We start from the raw sequence: 26,095 nt of genomic DNA on the forward strand, positions 1-26,095 counted from the left end.
ATAAGACTGTAGTAGACTATGATGCTACAACATGATAAAAAGCAACCTATCTTAAATATGAGCAAACTTGCAGCCATACCCCTCTATCGTCAGGTTATTCGTGCAGTCACAACGGCAGTTGATGCCGGTGAGTGGGGAGCCGATGAAAGTTTGCCGAGCGAAAATGACTTAGCACACCGTTTTGGTGTTAGCCAAGGCACGGTACGCAAAGCTTTAGATGTATTAGTCGTTGAAGGTGTTTTATATCGCAGACAAGGCGTAGGTACTTTTGTAAGCGATGCCAGTGATTTTTTAGCACAAGCTTTGTTTGTGCCTTTATCTGGTTACGGTGGCGAAAAGCCAAAAATTGAAATGCTCGGCTGTGTGCGCATTCATGCGGGCGAGCAGTTAGCAGAGATTTTAGGATTAAGGCGTGGTGCGGCGCTGTGGCAGGTTCGCCGTTTATTGCGCGTAGCAGGCACCGTGATAGGTTTAGAAGAAATGTTTTTGCCTGAAGCGAATTTCCCGAATTTGGAAATGCGCAGAATCCGTGAGTTGCGCGGTAATTTGCGTGAATTATGCTGGCGTGATTTTGGAATGCGTTTAAAAGATGGTGAGGTTCGCTATCGTGCGATTCCCGCCGCGAGTGCCGAAGCAAGATTATTGCAAGTTGAAGTGCACGAACCTTTGTTACAACTTGTGCGTTTAGCAAGAGATTTTGATGGTAAACCGCAGGTTTGGAGTGTGGCTTGGTTTAGGTCTGAGCAACGGGCTTTCCAAGCGCCACCAGAGCAAGCATAAATAAGCTGTAAATTGAGCTGCGAAGTATGAGTTGCAGTTAAGTTGTAAATAACCGGTCAGTGTTGTAGGTGACAAGTTTGAACTCACTGACAGAAGTAAAACTTAAAGAGGAAGTGCGCATGCAAAAAACACGCCCCAAGCACCTAGAGATCGCGAAGATTCGTCTTCCTTTACCTGGGATTATCTCCATCTTGCATCGCGTGAGTGGCGCGCTGATGTTTTTGGCGATTCCCTTTATGCTCTACGCTTTAGAGGGCTCTTTGGCCTCCGCCGAGCGTTTTGATGCATTTAGATCCTGTATTTCACATCCCCTTGTAAAAATTGCACTGCTGGGTATTTTGTGGGCTTTTTTGCATCACGTTTGCGCAGGTGTTCGTTTCTTATTCTTAGATATTCATAAGGGCCTTGAGCTGAAAACAGCCCGCCTCACGGCAAAAATTGTGCTACTGGTAAGCCTAGTGCTGACCGTTTTGATTGGAGCCCTGTTATGGTAAATCGTCAATTAACAGGCGCGCATTACGGCCTAAAAGACTGGTTAGTGCAGCGGATAACCGCAGTGATTATGCTGGTTTACACCGTGGGTGTCGTGGCGTTTTTAGTGCTTGCACAAGATGCTTCTTTTGCGGCATGGCAACAACTATTCGCCTGTACTTGGGTAAAAGTACTGACCACCATCAGCCTGTTTGCATTGCTGTGGCATGCATGGGTTGGTGTGCGTGATATCTGGATGGATTACCTCCAGCATGTTGGTTTGCGTTTAACGATGCACGTGCTGACCTTGTTATGGCTGGCAGGTAGCTTGGTTTATATGATTAAAGTTGTGTGGGGTGCATAAGCGATGACCGTTCCTATTCGTAAATTCGATGCTGTCATTGTCGGTGCAGGTGGCGCAGGCCTTCGTGCCGCATTGCAGCTCTCTGAAGCCGGTCTAAAAACCGCTGTTTTATCTAAAGTATTTCCGACGCGCTCGCACACTGTTGCGGCGCAGGGTGGGATTTCCGCCTCTCTTGGTAATGTCCAAGAAGACAAGTGGGAATGGCATATGTACGACACCGTTAAGGGTTCGGACTGGCTTGGGGACCAAGACGCGATTGAATTTATGTGTCGTCAGGCACCTGAAGTCGTGGTTGAGCTTGAGCACTTCGGTATGCCATTTGATCGCTTAGAAAACGGCAAGATTTATCAGCGTCCATTCGGCGGTCACATGGCCGATTTTGGTAAAACACCGGTGCAACGCGCCTGTGCCGCAGCCGACCGTACTGGCCACGCCATGCTGCATACGCTTTATCAGCGCAATGTTCGCGCCAATACTCAGTTCTTTGTGGAATGGATGGCGCTGGATCTGATTCGTGATGAAGAGGGTGAAGTCGTTGGTGTAACTGCCTTAGAAATGGAAACCGGCGAAGTGTCGATTATCCACGCCAAGGCCGTGTTGTTTGCTACCGGCGGCGCGGGGCGTATTTTCTCCGCATCTACCAACGCCTTTATTAATACTGGCGATGGCCTCGGCATGACCGTGCGCGCAGGTATTCCACTTGAAGATATGGAATTCTGGCAATTCCACCCAACGGGTGTGGCCGGTGCGGGAGTATTGATTACTGAAGGCGTGCGCGGCGAAGGCGGCATCTTGCTCAACTCTGAGGGCGAACGCTTTATGGAGCGCTACGCACCAAACGCCAAAGATTTGGCTTCCCGTGACGTAGTTTCCCGTGCGATGGCGCTGGAAATTCTGGAAGGGCGTGGCTGTGGTAAAGAAAAAGACCATGTCATGCTGAAGCTGGATCATTTAGGTCCAGACATCATCATGCAGCGCCTGCCTGGTATTCGTGAGATTGCGATTAAATTTGCTGGTGTAGATCCAATCAAAGACCCAATCCCCGTTGTGCCAACTTGCCACTATCAGATGGGCGGTATTCCGACCAACTATAAGGGTGAAGTGGTGGCTCCGCTGGGCGATGATCCTGAAGTGCGCGTAAAAGGCTTTTACGCTGCCGGTGAATGTGCTTGTGCTTCTGTGCACGGCGCAAATCGCTTGGGCACTAACTCATTACTGGATCTGGTGGTGTTTGGTAAGGCCGCTGGCAATACAATTATCGAGTTTATTAAAAATGAGCGCCCAGAGTTGCGTCCATTACCTGCTGATGCTGCGGCCTTCTCATTGGCGCGTCTGGCTCGTTTAGAAAACCAAACGGGTGGCGAAGAAGTGGCAGATGTACGTAATGCCATGCAAAAAGTGGTGCAGCTGCGTGCCGGTGTATTCCGCAACTCTGAGAATCTTGCCAAGGGCGTTGAAGAAATCAAAGCCGTGGCCGAGCGTGCCAAGCTGACGCAAATTAAAGACAAATCCAAGGTATTTAACACCGCGCGAATTGAAGCGCTGGAGCTGGATAACTTGATCGAAGTGGCGGTTGCAACGCTGATTTGTGCCGAAGCCCGTAAGGAAAGTCGTGGTGCACATGCGCACGATGATTTCCCTGATCGTCATGATGAGTGGATGAAGCACACGATGTTTGATGGAAAAACACGCACGCTGTCTTACAAGCCAGTTCATACCAAACCGCTAACGGTCGATTACATCGCACCGCAAAAACGCGTCTATTAATAGCATCAGGAGAAAACCGATGAAGATGCATTTCAAGCTCTATCGCTACAACCCTGATGTGGACGCTAAGCCGTACATGCAGGATTACCATGTTGAACTAGAACCGTCTGATAAAAAGCTGTTAGATGGGCTGGTTCGCCTAAAAGCACAAGACGATACACTGAGCTTTCGCCGCTCTTGCCGTGAAGGAATTTGCGGTTCAGATGCAATGAATATTAATGGCAAAAATGGCTTGGCCTGTATTACCGATATGGCCAGCCTGAAGCAGCCGGTAGAAATTCGCCCGCTGCCAGGTTTGCCGGTGATTCGTGACTTAATCGTTGATATGACACAGTTTTTTAAACAATATCATTCGATTAAGCCTTATGTGCAAAACGATAATCCACCGCCTGATCGCGAACGTTTGCAATCACCGGAAGATCGTAAAGAGCTAGATGGCCTGTACGAATGCATCTTGTGTGCTTGCTGCTCAACATCTTGCCCGTCATTTTGGTGGAATCCAGATAAATTTGTAGGCCCTGCTGGTTTGCTGGCAGCTTACCGTTTTATTGCGGATACTCGCGATGAGAAAACCAACGAGCGTCTGGATAATCTGGAAGATCCATATCGATTGTTCCGTTGCCACAGCATTATGAATTGCGTTGACGTTTGCCCTAAGGAACTCAATCCAACTAAGGCAATTGGCAAGATCAAAGATTTAATGATTAAGCGCATGAGCTAATCAGACCTATGTAGGGTGGGCACAGTGCCCGCGCGAGGTGCTTTAAGGCGCCGCGTAAGGAAGGTAAAACGTGCTCACCCTACAAAATAGCAAGGAAGATCTGATGGATGAAATTGAATTAAAACGGATCGTATGGCGCTCCCGCCGGGGCCTTCTGGAAGTCGATCTGCAGTTAGAGCGATTTGTAAAAGAAGTGCTTCCCACTTTATCTGCAGCCGATTTGATTCTTTTTCAGGACCTTTTGTTGCTGTCTGATAATGATCTGCTTGATTACTTAAATTGTAAAACAGAATGTCCAGACGAGCGGCTAAGACCGATACTGGAACAAGTACGAAGCGCACAAATCACACGACGACCACTCACTGGAGCTATTTGATATGGAAAACAAAGTCACACTGACTTACAACAATGGCAAAGACACGCTTGAGTTTCCAGTTTTACCAAGCACACTTGGGCCTGATGTAGTCGATATCCGCTCGTTCTCCAAGACCGGTATGTTTACTTTCGATCCTGGGTTTTTAGCGACATCAAGCTGTGAATCTAAAATCACCTTTATCGATGGCGACTTGGGCCAGCTTTACTATCGTGGCTATCCTATTGAGCAGCTCGCAGAACAAAGTGATTACCTAGAAGTTTGCTATCTGCTGATTAATGGTGAATTGCCAACCGCAGAACAAAGTGCAGTTTTTAATAAAACGGTGATGAGCCACACCATGGTTCATGAGCAGCTCACCCGTTTCTTTAACGGTTTCCGCCGTGATGCGCATCCTATGGCGATGATGGTGGGTGTGGTTGGGGCATTATCTGCTTTCTACCAAGATAGCTTGGACATTAATAATGAAGAGCACCGCAAAGTAGCGATGTTCCGCCTGATCTCAAAGATCCCGACCATTGCTGCAATGTGCTACCGCTATAACCAAGGTCTGCCGTTTGTTTATCCACGTAATGACCTAAGCTATACCGCAAACTTTATGCACATGATGTTCTCGACACCGTGCGAGCAATATGTGCCTAACCCCGTGCTGGTTCGCGCACTGGATGTGATTTTCACTCTGCACGCAGACCACGAGCAAAACGCGTCAACTTCAACTGTGCGCCTAGCAGGATCTTCTGGTGCGAACCCGTTTGCATGTATCGCTGCCGGTATTGCCTGCCTATGGGGCCCATCACACGGCGGTGCTAACGAAGCCGTTTTGCTGATGTTGGATGAAATTGGTGATATTGAGAACGTGCCCGCCTTTATGGAAGGTGTAAAGGCTAAGACGCACAAATTGATGGGCTTTGGTCATCGCGTTTACAAAAATATGGATCCACGTGCCAGCGTGATGCGTCGTATTTGCTACGAAGTATTACAAGAACTCGGATTACAAGACGATCCTAAGTTCAAGCTTGCCATGGCTCTGGAAAAAATTGCGCTGGAAGACAAATATTTTATCGAGCGTAAGCTGTACCCGAACGTTGATTTCTACTCAGGTATTGTTCAGTCTGCCTTGGGTATTCCTGTGCCGATGTTTACAGTGATTTTTGCCCTTGCGCGAACTGTGGGCTGGATCAGCCACTGGAATGAGATGATTGCCGATCCTGGTATGAAGATTGGTCGTCCGCGTCAGCAATACACTGGCGCTACTAAGCGTGACTACGTGCCTGCAGATAAGCGCGGTTAATCGCTTAGGGCACGGCATGCCGTGCCCATTGTTGTACATGTTTTGAGCCGCCTCCTAGTGAGACGGCGGTCTTGCATGGTGTTAAGCCTGCTAAATTACTGGATTTGATTACGGCGATGATGAGAGAGTTGAGGTCTAATTCCCACCTTTTTGGCGGGAATGCTCCTTTCGTTGAGGAGCTTTACGAGCAGTACCTGAGCGACCCACAGTTGGTTGATCAGGAATGGCGCTCCTACTTCGATAAGATGCAGCAAAGCCCTGGTGTGGTTGATCGTGATATTCCACGAGCGCCGATCGAGGAATCTTTCCGCCAGCTGACTCGTCAGCCTCGCTATGTTCAGCAAGGTGGCGCGGTCGATGAAGAGGCCACACGCAAGCAGGTTAATCTGCTGCGCTTGATCTCTGCTTACCGCATTATGGGCTCGCGCCAAGCAAGCCTTGATCCTTTGCAACGTATGGATCAAGCGCGTTTGCCTGAGTTAGATGCGAAGCATCATGGTTTTACCGATGCCGATATGGCAACGACATTTGGTACCAATATTGCAGGGATGGAGCGTGCAACTCTTGCCGAAGTGATTGCATTTTTAAAGCAAACTTACTGCGGTAGTATTGGCTTGGAATATATGCACATCACCAATGCAGAACAGCGCAAGTGGGTGCAGCAGTGGTTTGAATCCCGTCGCTCAACACCTGGCTATGGTATCGAGCAAAAAAAACGCACACTGCAAAAAGTGACTGCGGCAGAAACACTAGAACAATACCTGCATAAAAAATACGTCGGCCAAAAGCGCTTCTCGCTGGAAGGTGGCGATTCCATGATCCCCGCACTGGATTTTTTAATCCAAGGCGCGGGTGCGGTGGGCGTGCAGGAAATGATTATCGGTATGGCCCATCGTGGTCGTTTAAATGTGCTGGTGAATACGCTAGGCAAACAGCCGCGTGATTTATTTAGCGAATTTGAAGGTCGCTCAGTCAGCGATTTGTCTTCCGGTGACGTGAAGTATCATATGGGTTTTTCGGCTGATATCCCGACTCCTGGCGGCCCCATCCACCTAAGCCTTGCGTTTAATCCATCCCACCTTGAGATCGTCAACCCTGTGGTTGAAGGCTCGGTGCGTGCGCGTCAGCAACGTCGTGGCGATAAGCTGGGTGTGCAAGTTCTGCCGGTGCTGATTCATGGCGACTCAGCCTTTATTGGCTTGGGTACCAACCAAGGTACGTTTAACCTGGCCAATACCCGTGGCTACGGCACAGGCGGCACGGTGCATTTGGTGGTGAATAACCAAGTCGGTTTCACGACTTCAGACACCCGCGATACCCGCTCGACGATTTACTGTACTGATATCGCCAAAATGGTTGAAGCGCCGATTTTCCACGTGAATGGCGATGACCCTGAAGCGGTGATTTTGGTGATGCAAGCTGCACTCGAATTCCGCATGAAATTTCACCGCGATGTGGTAGTGGATTTGGTGTGCTTTCGTAAGTTTGGTCACAATGAAGCGGACGATCCCTTTGTAACGCAGCCAATGATGTACAAAAAGATTGGCCAGCATCCCGGCGCGCGTAAGAAATACGCCGATCGCCTGATTGCTGAAGGTGTAGTGACTAAGGACGAAGCGGATAATCTGATCCAAGATTACCGCGCAGCGCTGGATCGTGGCGAGCATGTAGAGCAAACCACGCTGACGGATTACAAACGCTCGCACGCGATTGATTTCTCCCGCTATATGGGTGTGCATTGGCGTCATCCTGTGGCCTCAGCGGTGCCTCAGGCAGATTTGCTGCGCCTAACTGAGAAATTCACCAAGGTGCCCGATGGTTTTAAACTGCGTCCAAACGTAGAAAAAATTATCAGAGAACGTATTGCCATGGTCAATGGCGATCAGCCAGTTGATTTTGGTATGGCTGAGCACTTGGCCTACGCTACCTTACTAACCGAAGGCTACGCTGTACGTATCTCTGGTGAGGATTGCGGCCGCGGCACGTTTAATCACCGTCATGCGGTATTACACGATCAAAATCGTGAGAAGTGGGATCAGGGCGTGCACGTGCCCTTGCAACACTTGGCAGAAAAGCAAGCTAACTTCACCGTGATCGATTCGATTCTGAATGAAGAAGCGGTATTGGCATTTGAATATGGCTACGCTTGCTCTGCACCGGATGAGCTGACTATTTGGGAGGCGCAGTTTGGTGACTTTGCCAACGGCGCGCAAGTGGTGATCGATCAGTTTATTACTTCTGGCGAAACCAAGTGGGGCCGTTTATGTGGCCTAACCATGATGTTGCCACACGGCTATGATGGGCAAGGCCCTGAGCACTCATCAGCTCGCGTTGAGCGTTATCTCCAGCTGTGCGCAGAGCATAATGTGCAAGTGCTGATGATGTCTGAAGCCGCGCAGATGTTCCATGCGCTGCGCCGCCAGATGTTACGCCCAAGTCGCAAGCCGCTGATTATCATCATGAGCAAAAAGCTCTTGAAGGCGAAGTTTGCTTCTAGCCCGATTGAAGACTTCACCAATGGTGAGTTTCTTCCAGTGATCGGTGATCAGGGCAATTTGGATGCCAAGAAAGTGAAGCGCGTGTTGATGTGTGCAGGTCAGGTGTATTACGACTTGCTGGCTGGCCGTAGTGAGCGTGATATTAAAGACATCGCGATTGTGCGGATTGAGCAGCTTTATCCATTCCCAACGGAAGAGCTAAAAGCTGAAATCGAAAAATACCCGAACGCACGTGAAGTGATGTGGGTACAGGAAGAACCACGCAACCAAGGCGCATGGCACCAGATTCGCCATCGCTTAGAAGCGTGTATGCATCCTAAGCAAACCCTGCTGTATGCAGGCCGTACCTCATCGGCATCGCCAGCGGTTGGTTATATGAGCAAGCATACTGCGCAGCTTAAAACTTTCGTTGAAGAAGCAATGACTCTGTAATGTAGGGCGGGTGAAAACCCGCCTTATTCGACATCTAATGGATAAACAGGGTGGTTAATCCACCCGATCTACTCGCCAGATCCTTGGAGTTACAAAATGATTATCGAAATTACCGTACCGCAATTACCAGAATCCGTTTCCGAAGCTTCACTTTTACAGTGGAAGAAAAAAATAGGCGACGCAGTTGCTCGCGATGAGCAATTGATTGATATCGAAACCGATAAAGTGGTGTTAGAAATCGCTGCGCCACAAGCTGGTGTTTTGGTGTCGATTGTGCAAAATGAAGGTGCAATTGTAGGTAGCCTGCAATTGATCGCAACCATTGATACCGAAGCCACCGTTGCTGCACCTGCCAATGTTGTGCCAGAAATCGTAAAGACCGAGCAACAAGTTCGCGTTGAAGCTGCGGCTAAAGAAGCCGGTGTTTCTGCGGGCGCCATTGGTTTTGGCACGGCAGTGATGCCTTCGGCTAAAAAGATGGCGGCTGATGCAGGCGTGAACACTAACGACGTTGGCGGCACAGGCCGCGGTGGCCGTGTATTGAAAGAAGACGTACAGAATCATCTAGCTAAACCCGCTGCCGCACCTGCTCCAGCATCCGCAGCCGTTTCCGTACTGCAAGGCGATCGCGCCGAGCAACGCGTACCGATGAGCCGCTTACGTGCGCGTGTGGCCGAGCGCTTACTCGAATCGCAACAAACTAACGCGATCCTGACCACCTTCAACGAAATCAATATGAAGCCGTTGATGGATCTGCGTAATAAATACAAAGATAAGTTTGAAAAAGACCACGGCGTGAAGCTGGGCTTTATGGGTTTCTTTGTAAAAGCGGCTGTGCATGCGCTAAAGAAGTTCCCAATTGTGAATGCATCCGTTGATGGTAGCGATATCGTTTACCACGGCTACTTTGATATTGGGGTAGCCGTAGGTAGCCCGCGTGGTTTGGTGGTGCCGGTGATTCGTAATGCGGATCAATTGAGCTTGGCTGAAATCGAAAAAACCATCGCTGATTTTGGTAAGCGTGCTCAAGCCGGTAAGTTGAGTATGGACGAGCTAACTGGCGGCACTTACACCATCTCTAACGGTGGCACTTTTGGCTCGATGATGTCGACACCGATTATCAATCCACCACAATCAGCAATTCTGGGCATGCACGCAACGAAAGAGCGTGTGGTGGTAGAAAACGGTGAAATGGTGATTCGCCCGATGATGTATCTGGCTCAGTCTTACGATCACCGCATCATCGATGGCCGCGAAGCTGTATTGTCGCTGGTTGCTATCAAAGAAGTTATCGAAGATCCAGCGCGTCTGCTGCTTGATATCTAATTAATGTGAATTGTGTAGGGCGGGTTAGCGGCTTTATCGCGTAACCCGCCATGGCATATCGCTAAATATTGAATCACAGAGTCGGGGCGTTGATAACGCCCTTGCTCTTTCTCAAAGGTTTCCAAACCATGAGCAAAGAATTTGACGTTGTTGTAATCGGCGGCGGCCCTGGTGGCTATGTGGCGGCGATTCGCTCTTCGCAACTGGGCTTTAATACGGCATGTATCGATGCCACTTCAGACAAAGACGGCAAGGCGAGCTTGGGTGGTACGTGTTTGAATGTGGGTTGTATCCCTTCTAAAGCACTGCTGCAATCGTCAGAAAATTACTTCAATGCAGCCCACCATTTTGGCGATCACGGTATCTCCACCGGCACGTTGAAAATGGACGTGGCTAAGATGTTGGCGCGTAAGCAAGACATCATTACTAAAAACACCGGCGGCATTGCTTACCTCTTTAAAAAGAACAAAGTGACGTCTTTCCACGGTGTAGGCGCGTTTAAAGCCAAAGCAGGCGATGCTTACGTGTTGGAAGCCAAACTGGCTGATGGCACAGTTGAAGAAATCACCGCTAAGCACGTGATTATTGCGACTGGCTCTAGCGTTCGCCAATTGCCAGGCGTGACCATCGATAATCATCTGGTGCTGGATAACGAAGGCGCGTTGGCGATTCCTGCTGTGCCAAAACGCCTAGGCGTGATTGGCGCTGGCGTGATTGGCTTAGAAATGGGCTCGGTTTGGAAGCGCTTGGGTAGTGAAGTGACTGTGCTTGAAGCGATGCCTACTTTCCTAGGCGCAGCCGATGAGCAAGTGGCGCGTGAAGCCAAGAAATTTCTGACTAAAGAAACCGGTCTGATTATCAATACTGGCGTTAAAATTGGCGAAATTAAAGTCGGTAAAAAAGACGTAACCGTGCACTGGAAAGATGTAGCAGGTAGCGAGCAAGTCAGCGTATTTGACAAGTTGGTTGTGGCCATTGGCCGTGTGCCAAACACATCTGGCCTGAACGCAGATGCCGTTGGCCTGAAGCTAACCGAGCGCGGCCAGATCGAAGTCAACGACGATTGCCAAAGCAATCTGCCTCATGTTTGGGCGATTGGTGATGTGGTTCGTGGCCCGATGCTGGCACACAAAGCGTCTGACGAAGGCGTGGCCGTGGCTGAGCGTATCGCAGGCCAGCATCCACATATCGACTTTAACAATATCCCTTGGGTGATTTACACCAGCCCAGAAATTGCATGGGTAGGGCAGACCGAAGAGCAGCTTAAAGCCGCAGGCGTTGAATACAAGAAAGGTCAATTCTTGTTCTCCGCCAATGGCCGTGCTTTAGCGCTTGGCGAAGCTAAGGGTTTTGTTAAAATGCTGGCAGATAAGACCACCGATCGTATTTTAGGTGTTCATATCGTTGGTCCATTTGCTTCAGAATTGATTGCTGAAGCGGTTGTCGCAATGGAATTTAACGCATCGTCAGAAGATATTGCCCGTATTGTTCATGCTCATCCATCTTTGTCTGAAGCCTTGCACGAAGCGGCTTTAGCATGTGATAAGCGTGGTTTGCATTCTTAATTTGTAAATACGTAGGGTGGGTTAGCCTGTTTGGGCGTAACCCACCATGGCGCTAATGGTGGGTTACGGCATAAAACCGCCTAACCCACCCTACAACATTCTCCTTACAAAGGGTCTCAGATGAATCTTCATGAATATCAAGCCAAGGAATTATTGGCTAAATACGGTCTACCAGTACAACGCGGCATTTTGGCACACACTCCAGAAGAAGCAGCTGCTGCCTATGACGCACTGGGGGGTAAATTTGCGGTGGTTAAAGCGCAAGTTCACGCCGGTGGCCGTGGTAAAGCGGGTGGCGTTAAAGTGGTTAAATCCCGTGAAGAAGCCGCAGAAATTGCTAAAGGCTTGATCGGTAAAAACTTAGTGACGTACCAAACAGATGCAGCGGGCCAGCCTGTGCATTCAGTATTGGTTTGTGAAGATATGTACCCAGTTCAGCGCGAGCTATACCTTGGTGCGGTTGTAGATCGCTCCAGCCAGCGCGTGGTGTTTATGGTTTCCACCGAAGGCGGTGTTGAGATCGAAACTGTTGCTGAAGAATCCCCAGAAAAAATCATCAAAGTAACTGTAGACCCATTGGTTGGCATGCAGCCATTCCAAGCGCGTGATTGCGCGTTTGCTTTGGGTTTAGAAGGCAAGCAAGTAGCACATTTTACTAAAATGATGTTGGGTGCGGCTGAGGCATTTATCGCTAATGATTTCGCGCTGTTTGAAATCAACCCACTGGCTTTGCGTGAAAACGGCGAGTTGTGCTGCGTAGACGCTAAAGTTGGTCTTGATTCTAACGCGCTGTATCGCTTGCCAGAATTGCTGGCTCAACGCGATAAATCGCAAGAAAACGAGCGCGAAGTAAAAGCCTCTGAGTTCGAGCTGAACTACGTTGCGCTGGAAGGCAATATCGGTTGTATGGTAAACGGCGCTGGCCTTGCAATGGCCACAATGGACATCATCAAGCTCAAAGGTGGCCAACCGGCTAACTTCTTGGATGTAGGCGGTGGTGCAACTAAAGATCGCGTGATCGAGGCCTTCAAGCTGATCTTGGCTGATGATTCGGTGAAGGGCGTGCTGATCAATATCTTCGGCGGTATCGTTCGTTGCGACATGATTGCTGAAGCGATTATTGCTGCGGTTAAAGAAGTAAATGTGACTGTGCCGGTTGTGGTGCGTTTGGAAGGCAATAACGCGGAATTGGGCGCTAAGATTCTGAACGAGTCAGGCCTGAAGCTGACATCGGCTCAAGGTTTGAACGACGCAGCCGAGAAAATCGTTGCTGCTGTTGCCGCACTTTAATTCGGCCATTTCATCCGCTGAAAGGAAAAAATAATGAGCGTTTTAGTCAATAAAAACACCAAAGTATTGGTGCAAGGTTTCACCGGTAAAAACGGTACATTCCACGCAGAGCAAGCATTGAAGTGTGGCACTAAGGTTGTTGGCGGTGTAACACCAGGCAAGGGCGGCTCACGTCACCTTGATCTGCCGGTGTTCAACACCATGAAAGACGCAATGCGCGAAACCCACGCCGATGCGACCGTTATTTACGTACCGGCTCCGTTCGCTAAAGATTCGATTCTGGAAGCGATTGATTCGGGTATTCAGCTGATCGTATGTATCACCGAAGGCGTGCCAACACTGGATATGCTGTACGTGAAAAAAGCGGTTGATGAAGCCGGCATCCGCCTGATCGGCCCTAACTGCCCGGGTATTATCACTCCTGGCGAATGCAAGATCGGTATTATGCCTTGGCACATCCATCAGCCAGGCCGTATCGGTATTGTAAGCCGTTCGGGTACATTGACTTACGAAGCAGTTGCGCAAACTACAGCGCTGGGCTTGGGCCAATCTACATGTATCGGTATCGGTGGCGATCCAATTCCAGGCTTGAGCCATATCGACGCATTGCGCTTATTCCAAGACGATCCTGATACCGATGCGATCATCATGATCGGCGAAATCGGCGGCTCGGCTGAAGAAGAAGCGGCTGAATTTGCTCAGTCCTACGTGACTAAGCCAGTAGTGGGTTATATCGCTGGTGTTACAGCGCCTAAGGGCAAACGCATGGGCCACGCTGGTGCGATTATCTCTGGCGGTAAAGGCACTGCAGAAGAAAAATTTGCAGCGTTTGAGCGTGCAGGCATCGCTTACACACGCAGCCCAGCTGAGCTTGGCTCGACTATGCTTGAGTTGTTGAAATCTAAAGGCATGATTTAATTCTTTTTAGAATCAAACGCCCAATAAAAAACCCCAGAATTACTTCTGGGGTTTTTTATTGGGCGTAATACAAGGCGCGTTGGTTTTTAATGGGCTAACCTGAAGCTAGTGCGGGTTCGATAAGGAATAGATCATGCAAGTTAGGCTTGGCTCATTTATATTTTTATGTTTATTTTATTGCTCTACTCTTTGGGCAGAGGAGGTGCTTATTTTTGCCGGTGATGATTACCACCCCGTTACTTTTCGTGATGAGCAGGGACGCGAAGATGGAATTGGCACTACCTTGATAAGGCATTATGAGCATATAAGTGGCAATAAAGTCATATTAGACATGGCCTCTTGGAAGCGGTCTTATTTGATGGCAGAAAAAGGTAAAGGAGGTATTGTTGGTTTATCTAAAACTAAAGCAAGGCTTGAGATTTTTGATTTTTCTGAGCCATTTCATGAATCAATTGTTGGCCTAGTGGTAAAAAAAGGCAAAGAATTTCCTTTTAGCTCGGTGGCAGATTTAAAAGGTAAGCTCATTAGTGTCACCAATGCGGCGAGCTATGGAGAGGCGTTTGATAATGCACTGGCGGCAAAGTTGTTTCAGGTCGATGTAAATTACGCTTTTGATGTGCGCTTAAAAAAGCTGCTTTATGATCGGGTTGATTGTGCTGTCGTAAATGATGCAGAGAATGGCTTAGATACGCTGTTAAAAAAATATCCTGATTTATTTAATAAGCGCGATCAGTTTGTTTATTTGAGTAAGCCACTTGTCCGTGATCCTATTTATCTGGCCTTTCATAAGTCAATGAAGATGCAGGCGTTTTTAGTTGAATTTAATCGTGCCATTAAAGACGCAAAACAAAAAGGAGTGATCCCTTAATCATCGAGTTAATTTTTAGATGTTCAGTATTAATCTAAACGTCTACGTTTTTTTATGAAATAAAGAATAAAGTCCTACCCTTTAATATATTTATTAAAAATACATATGCCGCTTTTTTTGTATGGCGTCAATAAGCCTCTGTGCATTGAATAATAGAGCACTATCTTAATGTCGTATTTTTAGGTAATGCCCCCACAAAAGCACATCAAATTATCATGTTATAGCCAGCCAACACGCCATTGCGCTTCATCTTCAAGTGCGCTCCAGTGTAATGTGAAATGCCGTTTGCTGATTACTGCTTCCAGTGTGATTTGCCCTACTTTCTGTACATCGTTGGGACTGAGCTCAACTTTGACAACAATAAAGTGCTTCTCACGTTGCTGTGGTGCAAGCGCTGTCCACTTGGTATTAGCTAGTTTTTTTGGATGCCAGCTTCTTGCTGGATGCGTCATCGCTTGTTCTCCATTTGGGCTTAATCAAGGACACAATACAGAACAGGTCACGTTCAATTTTTTGAATTGAGATATTAAACGTGGCCTATCGCCCCTACCCTTATTTGTAGATTGCAGTCTTGGTTTAGGGGGTTAAGCCATTAAATGCAACTTTCAGCATATGCGCCACGATGTCATCGTGAGGCATTTTGCTGAATTTTTGCAGAAACTCTGCGGCAGGATCGCAGGTTCTAGAGTAGTAGCTAAACAAGATCACATCGCTAGGTAGATCTGGATTTAAATTGCCAGTTTTTTGCGCCGCGGCCACCAGTGCTTCCAGCTGGCCATTGAGCTTTATTATCCGCAATACATAACTCATATTGCGCATTAGCATGTCACGCACATGTGGGCTGGTGGATGGCAAAAAGGGCATTCCTCCCTCTAAGCGTACCCGCAATGCCCATTCTAACAAGGCACTCAATTTGTCCACTGGGCTGAGCGCCTTATCTAGCTGAGCCAGATAATCAATTGCACCATCAATCAAGCGAATCAGCGCTTCACCCACTAAATCTTCTTTGGATTTGAAGTGTTTGTAGAGGCTGGGTTTAGATATACCCACAGCGCCAGCGATGTCATCCATCGTCATTAAATCAAACCCCTTGGTGCTGAGTACCGCTGTGGTGGCATCCAAGATGGCGCTTTCACGCAGTTTAAAGGCTTGATCTTTGAAACTTAGCTTACTTAAAATACTCATTGGTAAATTCCGATACTAATTGGTATATTTTTTTCTGATTTAGTAGTAATCTTAGCACTGAAGTAGAAAAACACACAGCCACCTTCTTCCTAAACGGTAAAAAAATGACCAGTGCTCGTCAACGCATCGCTATTATTGGCTCCGGTATTTCTGGCTTGGCCAGTGCATACTTTTTGAGTCGTGCGCATGACGTGGTGTTGTTTGAAGCGGGGAGCTATCTGGGTGGGCATACCAATACGGTGGAGGTGAGCTTAGAAGGGAAAACTCAAGCTGTAGATACTGGGTTCTTGGTATTTAATCAAGCAACTTATCCCAATTTAATTGCACTATTTGCTGAGCTAGATGTAGCAACTTATGCCACCGATATGTCCTTTGGTGTTTCGCTAGATGGCGGAAAGCTAGAGTGGGCGGGTACAAATCTGGATACAGTATTTGCGCAGCGGCAGCGGATTCTATCTCCAAGGTTTATCAGCATGTTGCGTGATATTTTACGTTTTAACGCCGCAGCACAAAGCAACTTAAGCCAATCGCTTGCTAATGGCTCTACTTTAGGCCAACTGATTGAAGTAGGTGGCTATGGTGCGATGTTCCGTGATGCCTATTTACTGCCAATGGCTGCGGCGATTTGGTCTAGCTCTCCCAATGATATTTTACAGTTTCCAGCGGCTACTTTTTTACGTTTTTGCCTAAATCACGCGCTATTACAAGTGAACGATCGCCCGCAGTGGCAAACGGTAGAAGGAGGCGGGCGAGAGTATGTACGCAAAATTGCCGACACTTTGAATGCAAACAGCAGCGCTGAGATTAGGCTCAATTGCCCAGTTGCTAAAGTTGCACGTCAGAGTGCTGGTGTAACGGTGCATAGCTATGTTGGTGAGGAATTATTTGATGCCGTGGTGTTTGCTACGCATGCGCCACAAACGCTTAGTATGTTGAGCGATGCCAGCGAGGCAGAACAGCAAATTCTATCTGCCATACGTTATCAGGCCAATATTGCCGTGCTGCATACCGATCCATCCCAGTTACCACAACGGCGCAAAGTTTGGTCGGCATGGAATTACCTTGGCGGTGCCAGTGTGGATGGGCAACGGCCAGTTTGCGTAAGCTATTTACTTAATCAACTACAAAATTTAGCGTTTAAATCACCTGTGATTGTAACGCTTAATCCTTTCTCACCGCCCGCGTCAGATTTGGTGCTCGGGCAGTTTGAGTATGAGCATCCTGTATTTGATCATGGGGCCATCGCTGCTCAGCAGCGCTTACCCAGTATTCAAGGCGAAAATCGCACTTGGTATGCGGGCGCATGGACGGGATATGGCTTTCATGAGGATGGATTGAAATCTGCGCTAAGGGTGGCTCAGGACTTTGGCTTGGCCCCTGCGTGGACAACACTAGCATGAGAGCCCCCGCTCAAATTATTAGCGGGCAAGTGATGCATCAGCGTGTTCGCCCTGCAAAGAATCGCTTTGTGTATCCGGTGTTTTGCTTGCGGATTAATTTAGCACGCCTAGATGAAATCAAGGCCCGCTGGTTTGGTATTAACTGCTGGCGAGCTGTTTCGGTTTATACCGCTGATTATGGCCCTAAAGATGGAAGTAATCTTGAGCATTGGGCACGTAATCTGCTCGAAAAGCATCAGATTAGCGCCGATGGTGAAATCTGGTTACATACTTTTCCGCGCGTATTGGGCTGGGTATTTAATCCGGTGAGCTTTTGGTATTGCTATGCCCAAAGCGGTGAATTACGAGCTGTGTTGGCTGAAGTGAATAACACTTTTGGCGAAACGCATCTCTATCTGCTTGTAGGCTTTGAAGAAAACGGTATCCAGAGCCATACCCGTATTGAAAGCAAAAAAATGCTGCATGTTTCGCCGTTTTGCGAAGTACATGGGCATTATCAATTTCGGTTTAAGGATACCGCCAGCACGGCGTGGGTAGGGATCGATTATTTTGATCAAAATGGCCTGTTGCTCAAGACCTCTGTAGGGGGCCATATCCAAGATTTAAACAGCGCCACGCTGCGCCGCGCGCTATTTGCCCAGCCTTTATTGACGCTCGGTGTGTTTGCACGCATTCATTGGCAAGCCTTCAAGCTTTGGCGAAAACGTGTGCCATTTTTTAGTCAACCCGCCTCGCCCACCACTTCTTTGACCGTGTCAGAGGATAAACCATTATGAGTCAATCACAAGTTCTGCAAACGATAAGCCGAAGTGCGCCCACGGCGGCTAAATTGTTTCTAAATCTATTAGCCCGACTGCAGCATGGTCATTTGCAACTGATCACGCCCGAAGGTACGCATCTGATGTTTGGCGATTTGCATCAGCCACCAAACGCCTCTTTGCAGATTCACGATTGGCGGGCCTGCCAGAGGATTTTACGTGCGGGTGATATTGGTTTTGCCGAAAGCTATGAGGCGGGCTGGATTGATTCGGTAGATTTAACGGCCTTACTGCGGCTGGCGATTCGTAATCAAAACGTGCTGGATAAAATGGTGTTTGGCGGTAAATTGGCAACCCTATGGTATCGGCTTAAGCACTTATTTAGACGCAATTCCCGTGAGGGTAGCCGTAAAAATATTCATGCCCATTACGATATTGGTAATGCGTTTTATCAGCTTTGGCTTGATCCAACTTGGACCTATTCTAGTGCGGTGTTTAATGGCGATTATGCGCAAAGTTTGCAGCAGGCTCAGCTCAATAAATATCAGCGCATTATTGATACTCTTGAGTTACGCGCGGGTAGCCGTGTGCTTGAAATTGGCTGCGGCTGGGGCGGTTTTGCCGAGTACGCTGCGCGGCAAGGCATTTATGTGCATGGTGTAACGATCTCTGCGGCGCAACTCGCCATTGCCCAGGAGCGGATTGCACTGCAGCGTTTGAGCTCACTAGTGCAGCTGGAGTTATGCGATTACCGCGATCTGACTGGCCAATATGATGCGATAGTGTCGATTGAGATGTTTGAAGCTGTAGGTGAAGCCTTCTGGCCTGAATACTTTAAAATTGTGGCTTCCCGCTTAAAAGCAGGTGGCAAAGCATTGGTGCAAAGTATCACCATTAATGAAAATGCCTTTGAGCGCTATCGCAGCGGCACAGACTTTATCCAGCAGTATATTTTCCCTGGGGGTATGTTGCCCAGTCCAGAGCGCTTTGCCTTAAATGCGCAAGCGGCAGGGCTTAAAACCACCGATCAGTATCATTTTGGCGGCGATTACGCCGAAACACTGCGCCGCTGGGAGGCCGCTTGCCGCAATGAAGCGGCAGCGATTGCAGTACAGGGCTTTGATGAGCGTTTTATGCGAATCTGGATGCTGTATTTTGCCTATTGTGAAGCGGGCTTTGATGAAGGTAAGACCGATGTAGTGCAGTTTCTTTTGCATAAGGATAACTAAAATGCTTAAGGGAATTGCGCTTAGCGTCTTTATCGCTCTGGCTATACCTGCAAGTGCTGCCACTTGGCGCGATGAGCTGCCACAAGCTAAGGCCTTGGGGAGCGGCGATTTGACTTGGTTTAGGCTGCGGATTTATACCGCTAAATTATGGAGTGAAAACCCGCAATTTAGTCTTAACTCCCCATTTGCGCTTGAGCTGACTTATCACCGCAGTATTAGCCGTACTCAGTTTGTTGAAACCAGCATCGATGAAATCAAGCGCATATTTGGCCAGCAATATAGTGCAGAACAGCTTAAACGTTGGGAGGGTGAAATGTATCGTGCCTTTACCAATGTCAATGAAGGGGATCAGCTGGTTGGGGTATTTTTGCCGAATCAAGGCTGCCGTTTTTATAATCGCAACCAGTTGCTTGCTGATATTCGCGATCCAGAATTTGCTAAAGCCTTTTTTGCTATCTGGTTTGATGAGCGTACCAAGGATAGCGGCTTGCGTGATCAATTATTGGGCCGTGCAAAATGAGTCGCGCACAGCACTCGCGCTGGCGCTTTATGGCCTATGGCTTGCTTGGCCTGCCGCTAGCGATGGCGGCATTGCCAGTGTATGTGCAAATCCCTGCGTATTACAGCAGCAATTTGGGCTTGGCTTTGGCTAGCACGGGCTGGGTGTTATTTTTGGCACGGCTAGTAGATACCGTGCAAGACCCATGGCTAGGGCGCTATATTGACCGCCTGCATGGCGGGCTCAATCCTTGGCTCATTGCAGGCGCTGTTCTGTTGGGTTTGGCTTTTTTAGGACTTTGGTTGCCCCCCGTATCATCCGCGTATCTTGGGGCTTGGCTGGCAATTATGCTGGTGATAGCCTACACCGCCCACAGCATGCTGAGTATTGCGTATTTATCATGGGGCGCTCGGCTTTCGGTAGATGAATTTAACCCAAATACGGCGCTACTTGGCGCGGCAGCATGGCGCGAGGGCGCTGGATTATTTGGGGTGATTTTAGCTAGTGTGATCCCAAGCTGGATTTTAACTCAGCCCGCAGCCACCATTCCTAGTCATTTTGGTCGTTACGGCTTGGGTTTTGCTGCTATCTTGGCACTAGCCCTGTTTGCTCTGATGCACTATGCACCAAGCTGGCAGCGCAAAGAGTGTCCACAGTCTAGTTGGCGGCAGCTATGGCAAACTATGCAGGCCAATCAGGGTTTTAAATCTTTACTTCTCCCTTATTTTATCAATGCCATATCAGTGGCTATTCCATCCACGTTGGCGCTGTTTTTTATTAATGATCGTCTTCAAGCTGCCAGTTTCGCAGGTGCCTTTTTAGCCACTTATTTTGTGGCCGCTGCGATCGGGCTACCGCTGTGGGTGATGCTGGCTAAAAAAGTAGGTGCTTTGTGCGCGTGGCGCTGTGGCATGTTGCTGGCGATTCTGGCTTTTTGTGGCGCAGCGTTACTCGGTGTTGGTGATTATTCTGCTTATTTAGTGGTTTGCATTGCGGCGGGCTTAGCGCTGGGCGCGGATCTTGCGCTGCCCCCAGTGCTCTTGGCGCAGATAATTCAGCATGAGGATTCGCCTTCTGCCTATTTTGGAGTTTGGACGTTACTCGGCAAATTGGCCTTAGCGTTATCGGGCTTAGCCTTGCCGCTATTGGCGCTACTTGATTATCAACCCGGACAAGTTGCTGGCCCTGCGTTGGCTTGGATATACGCTGGCTTGCCTTGTGGATTTAAATTGTTGGCATTGTATTTGCTAAATCGAATTCGTCCACACACTGCCGGAGTAAACGCATGAAAAAATCTCTACTAGCAGCACTTTGCGGCATGCTCACCGCTTGTGCATCACCTGATGTGCAGCAATATCAAAAATCTGAACCCAAGCTGGATTTGGCTCAGTACTTTGTCGGCAGAACGGATGCATGGGGCATGTTTCAAAAGCGCAGCGGCGAAGTGGTGAAGCGTTTTTATGTCGAAATGATTGGCACGCAAAATCAAGGCAAGTTAGTGCTGGATGAACGCTTTAAATATGATGATGGCACAACGCAGCAACGCATCTGGACCTTAGTTCAGCAAGCAGATGGTAACTGGCGGGGAACGGCTGACGACGTTAAAGGCGAAGCAATCGGCAAAATATCTGGCAATGCGCTTAACTGGCAATACACGATGTTTTTACCGGTAGATGGTAAAACCTATGAGGTGCAATTTGATGATTGGATGTTTCTGATTGACAGCAAATCAATGATGAATCGCGCCAGCATGCAAAAATTTGGTTTTGAGCTTGGCCAAGTGACGCTGTTTTTTAAGAAAAGAGACTAATCATGTGGACGCCGATGAATCCCGTGATTCCAAGCTGGCTCAATCAGCGTATTTGGCTCATTGGTGCATCTAGCGGAATCGGTGCGGAGTTGGCTAAACAGGCGCTTGGTGCCGGTGCCCACGTTGCTTTGTCGGCAAGACGGCTGCCGCAGTTAGAAAAAATTGCCCAAAGCCAGTCCAAGGCGCATGTTCTTGCTTTTGATGCGAGCGAGCAAACGGCTTGGCCCGCAGCATATGCCGCCGCTTGCGCTGCAATGGGGGGGGTAGATTTAGTTGTTTTTTGTGCCGCCGATTATCGCCCCGAGCGAAGTTGGGAAGTCACTCCTGCCGGTGCTGCACAGACTTTAGCCATTAATCTAGGCGCGGTGTATTCGGGCCTTGCAAGCATCTTGCCAAACATGCTGGCACAAGGCAGCGGCGGGATTGCATTAGTTGCCAGTGTGGCTGGCTATATGGGATTACCCAACGCTACGGTATATGGCCCAAGCAAAGCTGCACTGATCAATTTGGCTGAAATTTTATATAGCGATTTACACCCAAAAGGCTTAAGCGTTTACCTGATTAACCCAGGATTTGTAAAAACCGAGCTGACAGCAAAAAATGCCTTTACGATGCCTGCATTGCAAACCTCGGAGCAAGCCGCTACGGCCATTTGGGGAGGCATCAGCGCTGGGCAATTTGAAATTCATTTCCCACGCCGCTTTACACAAGTTCTTAAGCTACTGCAATTGCTACCCTATCGCTTGCGCTTTGCACTTTTTCACCGTTTTTTGAAACTATCATGACTAAATTGACCGCATTACTAGACTGGTATAGCCAAATTAGCCCACAAACATTGCCGCAATTAGGGCAGTTTTATGCGCTTGATGCTCGTTTTAAAGATCCATTTAACGATGTGCAAGGTGTGGCGGCTATAGAGGCTATTTTTAGCCATATGTTTGCTACCACGGACAACCCGCACTTTATTATTGCGGAGCGGATTGAACAAGGGCAGCAAGCATTTATCACTTGGGTATTTGAATTTAATCTGCAAGGCAAGCCTTACCATGTCAGCGGTGGCTCACATTTGGTTTTTAATATGGATGGTGATGTCACGCTTCACCGCGATTATTGGGATGCCGCGGAAGAGTTACTGCAAAAATTGCCGATTGTCGGTGTACCCATTCGTTGGCTACGCCGTCAGTTTAAATGCCAACAGTCTGAACTGTTTGCTGACAAGTAAACTTTATGCTACTCCACTTATTTGTTGGCGAATATTGCGCAAATACTTTTGCTTCGCTTAAAGGATGCGTAGCATTACAAATGCATAAAAATCTGGTTTTTTATCAATAAATATTTGGTGATAAAAAATTAGATCGTTTCGCTCTGTAAATCAGCCATCTGGAATAATAAACGACTGGTTTTCTATTAAACGGTAAAATAAATGGTTGTCACATTGCTTGCAAAAACCACGCTCGGTCCCTTTGGAAGAAACAAGTGGCTGATATTTTTTTCGCCAGTAAAAGTAACATCGCTGCCGCAATCTACTGCGAGTAGTGGTCCACATCCCTATTTTCTGCACAATGCTACAGAGGCAGGATGCAACATAATTGCTACATGGCTGTAGCGCTTAGTGTGACTGTGCTGCGCCGCATAGACAGGGCCTTTGATGTTCTGTCGACATATCATTATTCCGAGGTTGGAGAAGCAATTATTTTATTCAAGAGTGCATTGCAATTGCATGAATACTTGCTTGATGCCACCGTATTTCCTGATAGCCAACACACTTGATGCTTGTTAAGCTTTGATCTCTAAAATAGGGGTGATAGGCTTTGACTCAACAGCAAACAGCATCCATCTTTGGCCTGCTTGCCGTACTGGCATGGTCTACCGTGGCAACAGCATTTAAGATTAGCCTAGCTTATTTAAGCCCTGCACAATTAGTTCTCTACGCCAGTAGTGCATCACTTATCTCACTACTATCTATTTTAATGGTGCAAAGCCGATTAAAAGAGCTTTGGCCTGCCTTGCAAAAAAATTGGCGTATTTCACTTTTGTTTGGGGCTATTAATCCTTTTGCCTATTATTTGATTTTATTTAAGGCTTATTCGCTCTTACCTGCTCAGGAAGCACAGGCCATTAATTATACTTGGGCGTTAACTATGGCATTGTTAGCTGTGCCATTTTTAAAGCAGGCTTTAAAAAGAAGCGACATCTTTGCTGCCGTATTTTGTTATTTTGGCGTGCTGATTATTGGTACGCGCGGTGATGTTTTACAGTTGAGCTTTTCTAATGTAGGCGGGGTGGTGCTGGCTTTAATTTCTACCCTATTGTGGGCTATCTATTGGATTTTTAATACTAAAGATCAACGCGAGCCTGTATTGGGTTTAACGCTTAATTTTGCAATATCTTTGCCGCTATCATTATCATGGTGCGCATTAACGGGTGAGCTAGGTGCTATTGCATGGCAGGGATTAGCTGGGGCGGCTTATATAGGTGCATTTGAGATGGGCTTTACTTTTGTGCTGTGGTTAATGGCAATGAAGCTCACGAACAGTACTGCAAAAATAGCTAATCTTATTTTCTTAGCACCATTTGTTTCTCTTTTCTTAATTTGGTCGATCTTGGGCGAAGCCATTTTTCCTTCTACGGTGTTAGGCTTACTGTTGATTTTGCTGGGTTTATTGATTCAGAAGTTACCGGTTCGAATGAAATAATCAATGTAAGTCATTACTCTTTTTTATTTACTCAGGGTAATAAGGAAAAGATAAGTAATCTCCGTATGATTTGAGTATGTAATGTGAGCTAAGTTATTTTTAATAATCAGTCTATAAACCGAACTGCACCCCAAATTTGGACTACTGTCCTCATGGGGTGTTTTCATATCTACGCTTAGTTAGTAATTAGCGCTTATTCTGGCTATCTTCATCTGACTATATCACAGGCCAAATACGGGCTTAGTCACTGTGATGTTGAGTAGTTTATTCTTTATCAGCTTCTGGCGTAGCAAGCAAGTCTTGGACGAAATGAGGTGTATTAAAGGGCTTTTTACTTTTGCCGCAGATTAGTAAATGGTTTTTGCATCGCAAAAAACCAAGGGCAATAGCTTGTGCTCTCATAGCAGAGTAGTTTTTTTTGTTGAACTAGATCACACCCTGAGTCTTTTTTATAAGGTTTTTTTCATTCATTTATGCGGATCAGTTGCACTGATCCGCTTTTTGTATACCTTTTTTATGATTTGGATATTTTTGTAAGTGGTATTAGAGATTATTTTGGATTCATGGTTTTTGCTGTATTTGCAGAGCTTGCTAAGTGTATTAATCATGAATATCTGGAGTGGTAGTGTCATTTGGGCTGGTTTTTTTCATGTAGCTTTGTCTTGGCTTTCATTTTATTTAATTAAATGTTTTTTTATTTTTTTTAAAATAAAAAATGGTATTGATGATAAATTGGTACTGGTTTTTTGTTTTAATTAAGTCTTTGTTTTGAATGGTTTTTATTTTTTAATATAGGTTAAATTACTTAGCTCGGTGTGAGTATTTTCATGTGTATATTTGCCGAATAATTTTACTGCACCGCAATTTTTACTGCGTTGTAGTAGAAAAAATTCAATAGCAGATATTGCATGGTTTTCATAATGGAGCTTAGTTAAATGATCCGCACTGCACTGATTCTGCCTGTACGAAATGCAGGGCCATATTTAGATCGCTTACTGGCGGCTTTAGCTGAGCAAACTCTGCAACCTGATGAGTGGCTAGTTATTGACAGTCAGTCCACTGATGACACAGTGCAGCGCTTTCGTGCAGCAGGGGCTAAATTGGTAACAATTTCAGCCAGTCAGTTTAACCATGGCGGTACACGTGAGTGGGCAAGGCATCAGGTACACGCTGATGTACTGATATATATGACGCAAGATGCAATACCAGCTAACCGTTATGCACTACAAAATCTACGGGATGCAATTTTGTCTGATGATGCAATTGCTGTGGCGTATGGCCGCCAGCTGCCTCGGCAGGGAGCGGGTGTATTGGAAAGCCATGCTCGCTGTTTTAATTATCCTGCTCAGAGCCGTACCAAGCATCTGGGTGATGCGGCTGAATTGGGAATTAAAACCTGTTTCAGTTCAGATTCATTTGCGGCTTATCGCGCAGTGGCTCTGGAGTCTGTTGGAGGCTTTCCGCAGCATATTATTGGTACTGAAGACGCCTATGTTGCGGGAAAAATGCTGCTTAATCATTGGCTGCTTCGCTATGAAGCCAGTGCAGAGGTTTATCACTCGCACCACTATACTGTACTGCAAGAGTTCAGACGCTATTTTGATATTGGCGTTTTTTACGGCAAGGAATCATGGATTGCAGAGCATTTTGGCAAGGCAAGTGGCGAAGGAAAGCGCTTTGTTTTGTCTGAGTTGGAGGCGCTTGCAAAGTCTGGGGAGTATTGGCGGGCGATTGAAGTGATGGTCAGGGTCGTGTTTAAGCTTGCGGGGTATCGCACAGGGCATTTAGAAAAGTATTTACCGTGTTCCTTAAAGCGCCACATTGGCATGTTTGCAGGTTACTGGAAATAAAAGT

At 47.4% G+C, this 26,095-nt stretch carries 25 protein-coding genes; 23 read left to right on the plus strand and 2 right to left on the minus strand.

What is annotated here, in order from left to right; all coding sequences use genetic code 11:
- Positions 1–57 precede the first annotated feature (57 nt).
- From C1H71_RS15355 to C1H71_RS15415, 13 genes are all read left to right on the plus strand, one after another.
- Positions 58–780 carry a GntR family transcriptional regulator gene (locus C1H71_RS15355; RefSeq protein ID WP_188053342.1) on the plus strand — a complete coding sequence of 241 codons (723 nt, stop codon included), beginning with the start codon at positions 58–60 and terminating at the stop codon, positions 778–780.
- A 119-nt stretch (positions 781–899) separates the two neighbouring features.
- Positions 900–1,274 (plus strand): succinate dehydrogenase, cytochrome b556 subunit, encoded by a 375-nt coding sequence (sdhC, locus tag C1H71_RS15360; RefSeq protein WP_130107332.1) that lies wholly within the window; start codon positions 900–902, stop codon positions 1,272–1,274.
- Complete coding sequence (sdhD, locus tag C1H71_RS15365; protein WP_130107333.1) at positions 1,268–1,615, plus strand: succinate dehydrogenase, hydrophobic membrane anchor protein; 348 nt, start codon at positions 1,268–1,270, stop codon at positions 1,613–1,615. The genes sdhC and sdhD overlap by 7 nt, the downstream gene beginning before the upstream one ends.
- Before the next feature lie 3 nt (positions 1,616–1,618).
- Positions 1,619–3,382 (plus strand): succinate dehydrogenase flavoprotein subunit, encoded by a 1,764-nt coding sequence (gene sdhA / locus C1H71_RS15370; protein ID WP_130107334.1) that lies wholly within the window; start codon positions 1,619–1,621, stop codon positions 3,380–3,382.
- 25 nt (positions 3,383–3,407) lie between these two features.
- The gene (locus tag C1H71_RS15375; RefSeq protein WP_308418315.1) at positions 3,408–4,103 is read left to right on the plus strand and encodes a succinate dehydrogenase iron-sulfur subunit; all 696 of its coding nucleotides are present in this window, start codon (positions 3,408–3,410) and stop codon (positions 4,101–4,103) included.
- 103 nt (positions 4,104–4,206) lie between these two features.
- Positions 4,207–4,479, plus strand: coding sequence for an FAD assembly factor SdhE (locus C1H71_RS15380; RefSeq protein WP_188053344.1), 273 nt, complete (start codon positions 4,207–4,209; stop codon positions 4,477–4,479).
- Between the two features lies 1 nt (position 4,480).
- Complete coding sequence (gene gltA / locus C1H71_RS15385) at positions 4,481–5,767, plus strand: citrate synthase (RefSeq protein WP_130107336.1); 1,287 nt, start codon at positions 4,481–4,483, stop codon at positions 5,765–5,767.
- A gap of 116 nt (positions 5,768–5,883) precedes the next feature.
- Entirely contained in the window at positions 5,884–8,697 is a 2,814-nt protein-coding gene (locus C1H71_RS15390; protein WP_130108258.1) for a 2-oxoglutarate dehydrogenase E1 component, read from the plus strand.
- Between the two features lie 96 nt (positions 8,698–8,793).
- Positions 8,794–10,023, plus strand: coding sequence for a 2-oxoglutarate dehydrogenase complex dihydrolipoyllysine-residue succinyltransferase (gene odhB / locus C1H71_RS15395; protein ID WP_130107337.1), 1,230 nt, complete (start codon positions 8,794–8,796; stop codon positions 10,021–10,023).
- 128 nt (positions 10,024–10,151) lie between these two features.
- Complete coding sequence (gene lpdA / locus C1H71_RS15400; protein WP_130107338.1) at positions 10,152–11,588, plus strand: dihydrolipoyl dehydrogenase; 1,437 nt, start codon at positions 10,152–10,154, stop codon at positions 11,586–11,588.
- Positions 11,589–11,708: 120 nt separating this feature from the next.
- Entirely contained in the window at positions 11,709–12,878 is a 1,170-nt protein-coding gene (gene sucC / locus C1H71_RS15405; protein ID WP_130107339.1) for an ADP-forming succinate--CoA ligase subunit beta, read from the plus strand.
- Positions 12,879–12,911: 33 nt separating this feature from the next.
- On the plus strand, positions 12,912–13,796 hold the full coding sequence (gene sucD, locus C1H71_RS15410; protein ID WP_130107340.1) for a succinate--CoA ligase subunit alpha: 885 nt from the start codon (positions 12,912–12,914) through the stop codon (positions 13,794–13,796).
- A gap of 133 nt (positions 13,797–13,929) precedes the next feature.
- Entirely contained in the window at positions 13,930–14,664 is a 735-nt protein-coding gene (locus C1H71_RS15415) for a substrate-binding periplasmic protein (protein WP_130107341.1), read from the plus strand.
- 218 nt (positions 14,665–14,882) lie between these two features.
- Here the strand turns inward: C1H71_RS15415 and C1H71_RS15420 are convergent, their stop codons facing one another.
- Together C1H71_RS15420 and C1H71_RS15425 are read right to left on the minus strand one after the other, a co-directional pair.
- Positions 14,883–15,116 carry a TIGR02450 family Trp-rich protein gene (locus C1H71_RS15420; RefSeq protein WP_130107342.1) on the minus strand — a complete coding sequence of 78 codons (234 nt, stop codon included), beginning with the start codon at positions 15,114–15,116 and terminating at the stop codon, positions 14,883–14,885.
- A gap of 124 nt (positions 15,117–15,240) precedes the next feature.
- Entirely contained in the window at positions 15,241–15,849 is a 609-nt protein-coding gene (locus C1H71_RS15425) for a TetR/AcrR family transcriptional regulator (RefSeq protein ID WP_130107343.1), read from the minus strand.
- Between the two features lie 104 nt (positions 15,850–15,953).
- Between C1H71_RS15425 and C1H71_RS15430 the strand changes: the two genes are divergently transcribed.
- The 10 genes from C1H71_RS15430 to C1H71_RS15480 all read left to right on the plus strand — a co-directional run bounded on the left by C1H71_RS15430 (position 15,954) and on the right by C1H71_RS15480 (position 26,091).
- On the plus strand, positions 15,954–17,249 hold the full coding sequence (locus C1H71_RS15430) for an NAD(P)/FAD-dependent oxidoreductase (RefSeq protein ID WP_130107344.1): 1,296 nt from the start codon (positions 15,954–15,956) through the stop codon (positions 17,247–17,249).
- Positions 17,246–18,025 carry a DUF1365 domain-containing protein gene (locus tag C1H71_RS15435; protein WP_130107345.1) on the plus strand — a complete coding sequence of 260 codons (780 nt, stop codon included), beginning with the start codon at positions 17,246–17,248 and terminating at the stop codon, positions 18,023–18,025. The genes C1H71_RS15430 and C1H71_RS15435 overlap by 4 nt, the downstream gene beginning before the upstream one ends.
- On the plus strand, positions 18,022–19,236 hold the full coding sequence (locus tag C1H71_RS15440; protein WP_130107346.1) for an SAM-dependent methyltransferase: 1,215 nt from the start codon (positions 18,022–18,024) through the stop codon (positions 19,234–19,236). Before C1H71_RS15435 ends, C1H71_RS15440 begins: the two co-directional genes overlap by 4 nt.
- 1 nt (position 19,237) lies before the next feature.
- A complete protein-coding gene (locus C1H71_RS15445; protein ID WP_130107347.1) occupies positions 19,238–19,756 on the plus strand; it encodes a chalcone isomerase family protein in 519 nt (172 codons plus the stop codon).
- Positions 19,753–21,024: an MFS transporter gene (locus C1H71_RS15450; RefSeq protein WP_130107348.1), complete on the plus strand. Its 1,272-nt coding sequence runs from the start codon at positions 19,753–19,755 to the stop codon at positions 21,022–21,024. Before C1H71_RS15445 ends, C1H71_RS15450 begins: the two co-directional genes overlap by 4 nt.
- On the plus strand, positions 21,021–21,545 hold the full coding sequence (locus C1H71_RS15455; RefSeq protein ID WP_130107349.1) for a DUF3833 domain-containing protein: 525 nt from the start codon (positions 21,021–21,023) through the stop codon (positions 21,543–21,545). The genes C1H71_RS15450 and C1H71_RS15455 overlap by 4 nt, the downstream gene beginning before the upstream one ends.
- A gap of 2 nt (positions 21,546–21,547) precedes the next feature.
- Entirely contained in the window at positions 21,548–22,330 is a 783-nt protein-coding gene (locus C1H71_RS15460) for an SDR family NAD(P)-dependent oxidoreductase (RefSeq protein WP_130107350.1), read from the plus strand.
- Positions 22,327–22,767 (plus strand): nuclear transport factor 2 family protein, encoded by a 441-nt coding sequence (locus C1H71_RS15465; protein ID WP_130107351.1) that lies wholly within the window; start codon positions 22,327–22,329, stop codon positions 22,765–22,767. The genes C1H71_RS15460 and C1H71_RS15465 overlap by 4 nt, the downstream gene beginning before the upstream one ends.
- A 589-nt stretch (positions 22,768–23,356) precedes the next feature.
- On the plus strand, positions 23,357–24,241 hold the full coding sequence (locus tag C1H71_RS15475) for a DMT family transporter (RefSeq protein WP_130107352.1): 885 nt from the start codon (positions 23,357–23,359) through the stop codon (positions 24,239–24,241).
- A 935-nt stretch (positions 24,242–25,176) separates the two neighbouring features.
- The gene (locus C1H71_RS15480) at positions 25,177–26,091 is read left to right on the plus strand and encodes a glycosyltransferase family 2 protein (RefSeq protein WP_223145890.1); all 915 of its coding nucleotides are present in this window, start codon (positions 25,177–25,179) and stop codon (positions 26,089–26,091) included.
- The last annotated feature ends 4 nt before the right edge of the window (positions 26,092–26,095 follow it).

The sequence above is a fragment of the Iodobacter fluviatilis genome (assembly GCF_004194535.1).
GTDB classification, from domain to species: Bacteria; Pseudomonadota; Gammaproteobacteria; order Burkholderiales; family Chitinibacteraceae; genus Iodobacter; species Iodobacter fluviatilis_A.

Coding starts and splice junctions, on each gene's coding strand:
- C1H71_RS15355 (WP_188053342.1), top strand. CDS start 58: ATGAGCAAACTTGCAGCCATACCCCTCTATCGTCAGGTTATTCGTGCA.
- sdhC (WP_130107332.1), top strand. CDS start 900: ATGCAAAAAACACGCCCCAAGCACCTAGAGATCGCGAAGATTCGTCTT.
- sdhD (WP_130107333.1), top strand. CDS start 1,268: ATGGTAAATCGTCAATTAACAGGCGCGCATTACGGCCTAAAAGACTGG.
- sdhA (WP_130107334.1), top strand. CDS start 1,619: ATGACCGTTCCTATTCGTAAATTCGATGCTGTCATTGTCGGTGCAGGT.
- C1H71_RS15375 (WP_308418315.1), top strand. CDS start 3,408: ATGCATTTCAAGCTCTATCGCTACAACCCTGATGTGGACGCTAAGCCG.
- C1H71_RS15380 (WP_188053344.1), top strand. CDS start 4,207: ATGGATGAAATTGAATTAAAACGGATCGTATGGCGCTCCCGCCGGGGC.
- gltA (WP_130107336.1), top strand. CDS start 4,481: ATGGAAAACAAAGTCACACTGACTTACAACAATGGCAAAGACACGCTT.
- C1H71_RS15390 (WP_130108258.1), top strand. CDS start 5,884: ATGATGAGAGAGTTGAGGTCTAATTCCCACCTTTTTGGCGGGAATGCT.
- odhB (WP_130107337.1), top strand. CDS start 8,794: ATGATTATCGAAATTACCGTACCGCAATTACCAGAATCCGTTTCCGAA.
- lpdA (WP_130107338.1), top strand. CDS start 10,152: ATGAGCAAAGAATTTGACGTTGTTGTAATCGGCGGCGGCCCTGGTGGC.
- sucC (WP_130107339.1), top strand. CDS start 11,709: ATGAATCTTCATGAATATCAAGCCAAGGAATTATTGGCTAAATACGGT.
- sucD (WP_130107340.1), top strand. CDS start 12,912: ATGAGCGTTTTAGTCAATAAAAACACCAAAGTATTGGTGCAAGGTTTC.
- C1H71_RS15415 (WP_130107341.1), top strand. CDS start 13,930: ATGCAAGTTAGGCTTGGCTCATTTATATTTTTATGTTTATTTTATTGC.
- C1H71_RS15420 (WP_130107342.1), bottom strand. CDS start 15,116: ATGACGCATCCAGCAAGAAGCTGGCATCCAAAAAAACTAGCTAATACC.
- C1H71_RS15425 (WP_130107343.1), bottom strand. CDS start 15,849: ATGAGTATTTTAAGTAAGCTAAGTTTCAAAGATCAAGCCTTTAAACTG.
- C1H71_RS15430 (WP_130107344.1), top strand. CDS start 15,954: ATGACCAGTGCTCGTCAACGCATCGCTATTATTGGCTCCGGTATTTCT.
- C1H71_RS15435 (WP_130107345.1), top strand. CDS start 17,246: ATGAGAGCCCCCGCTCAAATTATTAGCGGGCAAGTGATGCATCAGCGT.
- C1H71_RS15440 (WP_130107346.1), top strand. CDS start 18,022: ATGAGTCAATCACAAGTTCTGCAAACGATAAGCCGAAGTGCGCCCACG.
- C1H71_RS15445 (WP_130107347.1), top strand. CDS start 19,238: ATGCTTAAGGGAATTGCGCTTAGCGTCTTTATCGCTCTGGCTATACCT.
- C1H71_RS15450 (WP_130107348.1), top strand. CDS start 19,753: ATGAGTCGCGCACAGCACTCGCGCTGGCGCTTTATGGCCTATGGCTTG.
- C1H71_RS15455 (WP_130107349.1), top strand. CDS start 21,021: ATGAAAAAATCTCTACTAGCAGCACTTTGCGGCATGCTCACCGCTTGT.
- C1H71_RS15460 (WP_130107350.1), top strand. CDS start 21,548: ATGTGGACGCCGATGAATCCCGTGATTCCAAGCTGGCTCAATCAGCGT.
- C1H71_RS15465 (WP_130107351.1), top strand. CDS start 22,327: ATGACTAAATTGACCGCATTACTAGACTGGTATAGCCAAATTAGCCCA.
- C1H71_RS15480 (WP_223145890.1), top strand. CDS start 25,177: ATGATCCGCACTGCACTGATTCTGCCTGTACGAAATGCAGGGCCATAT.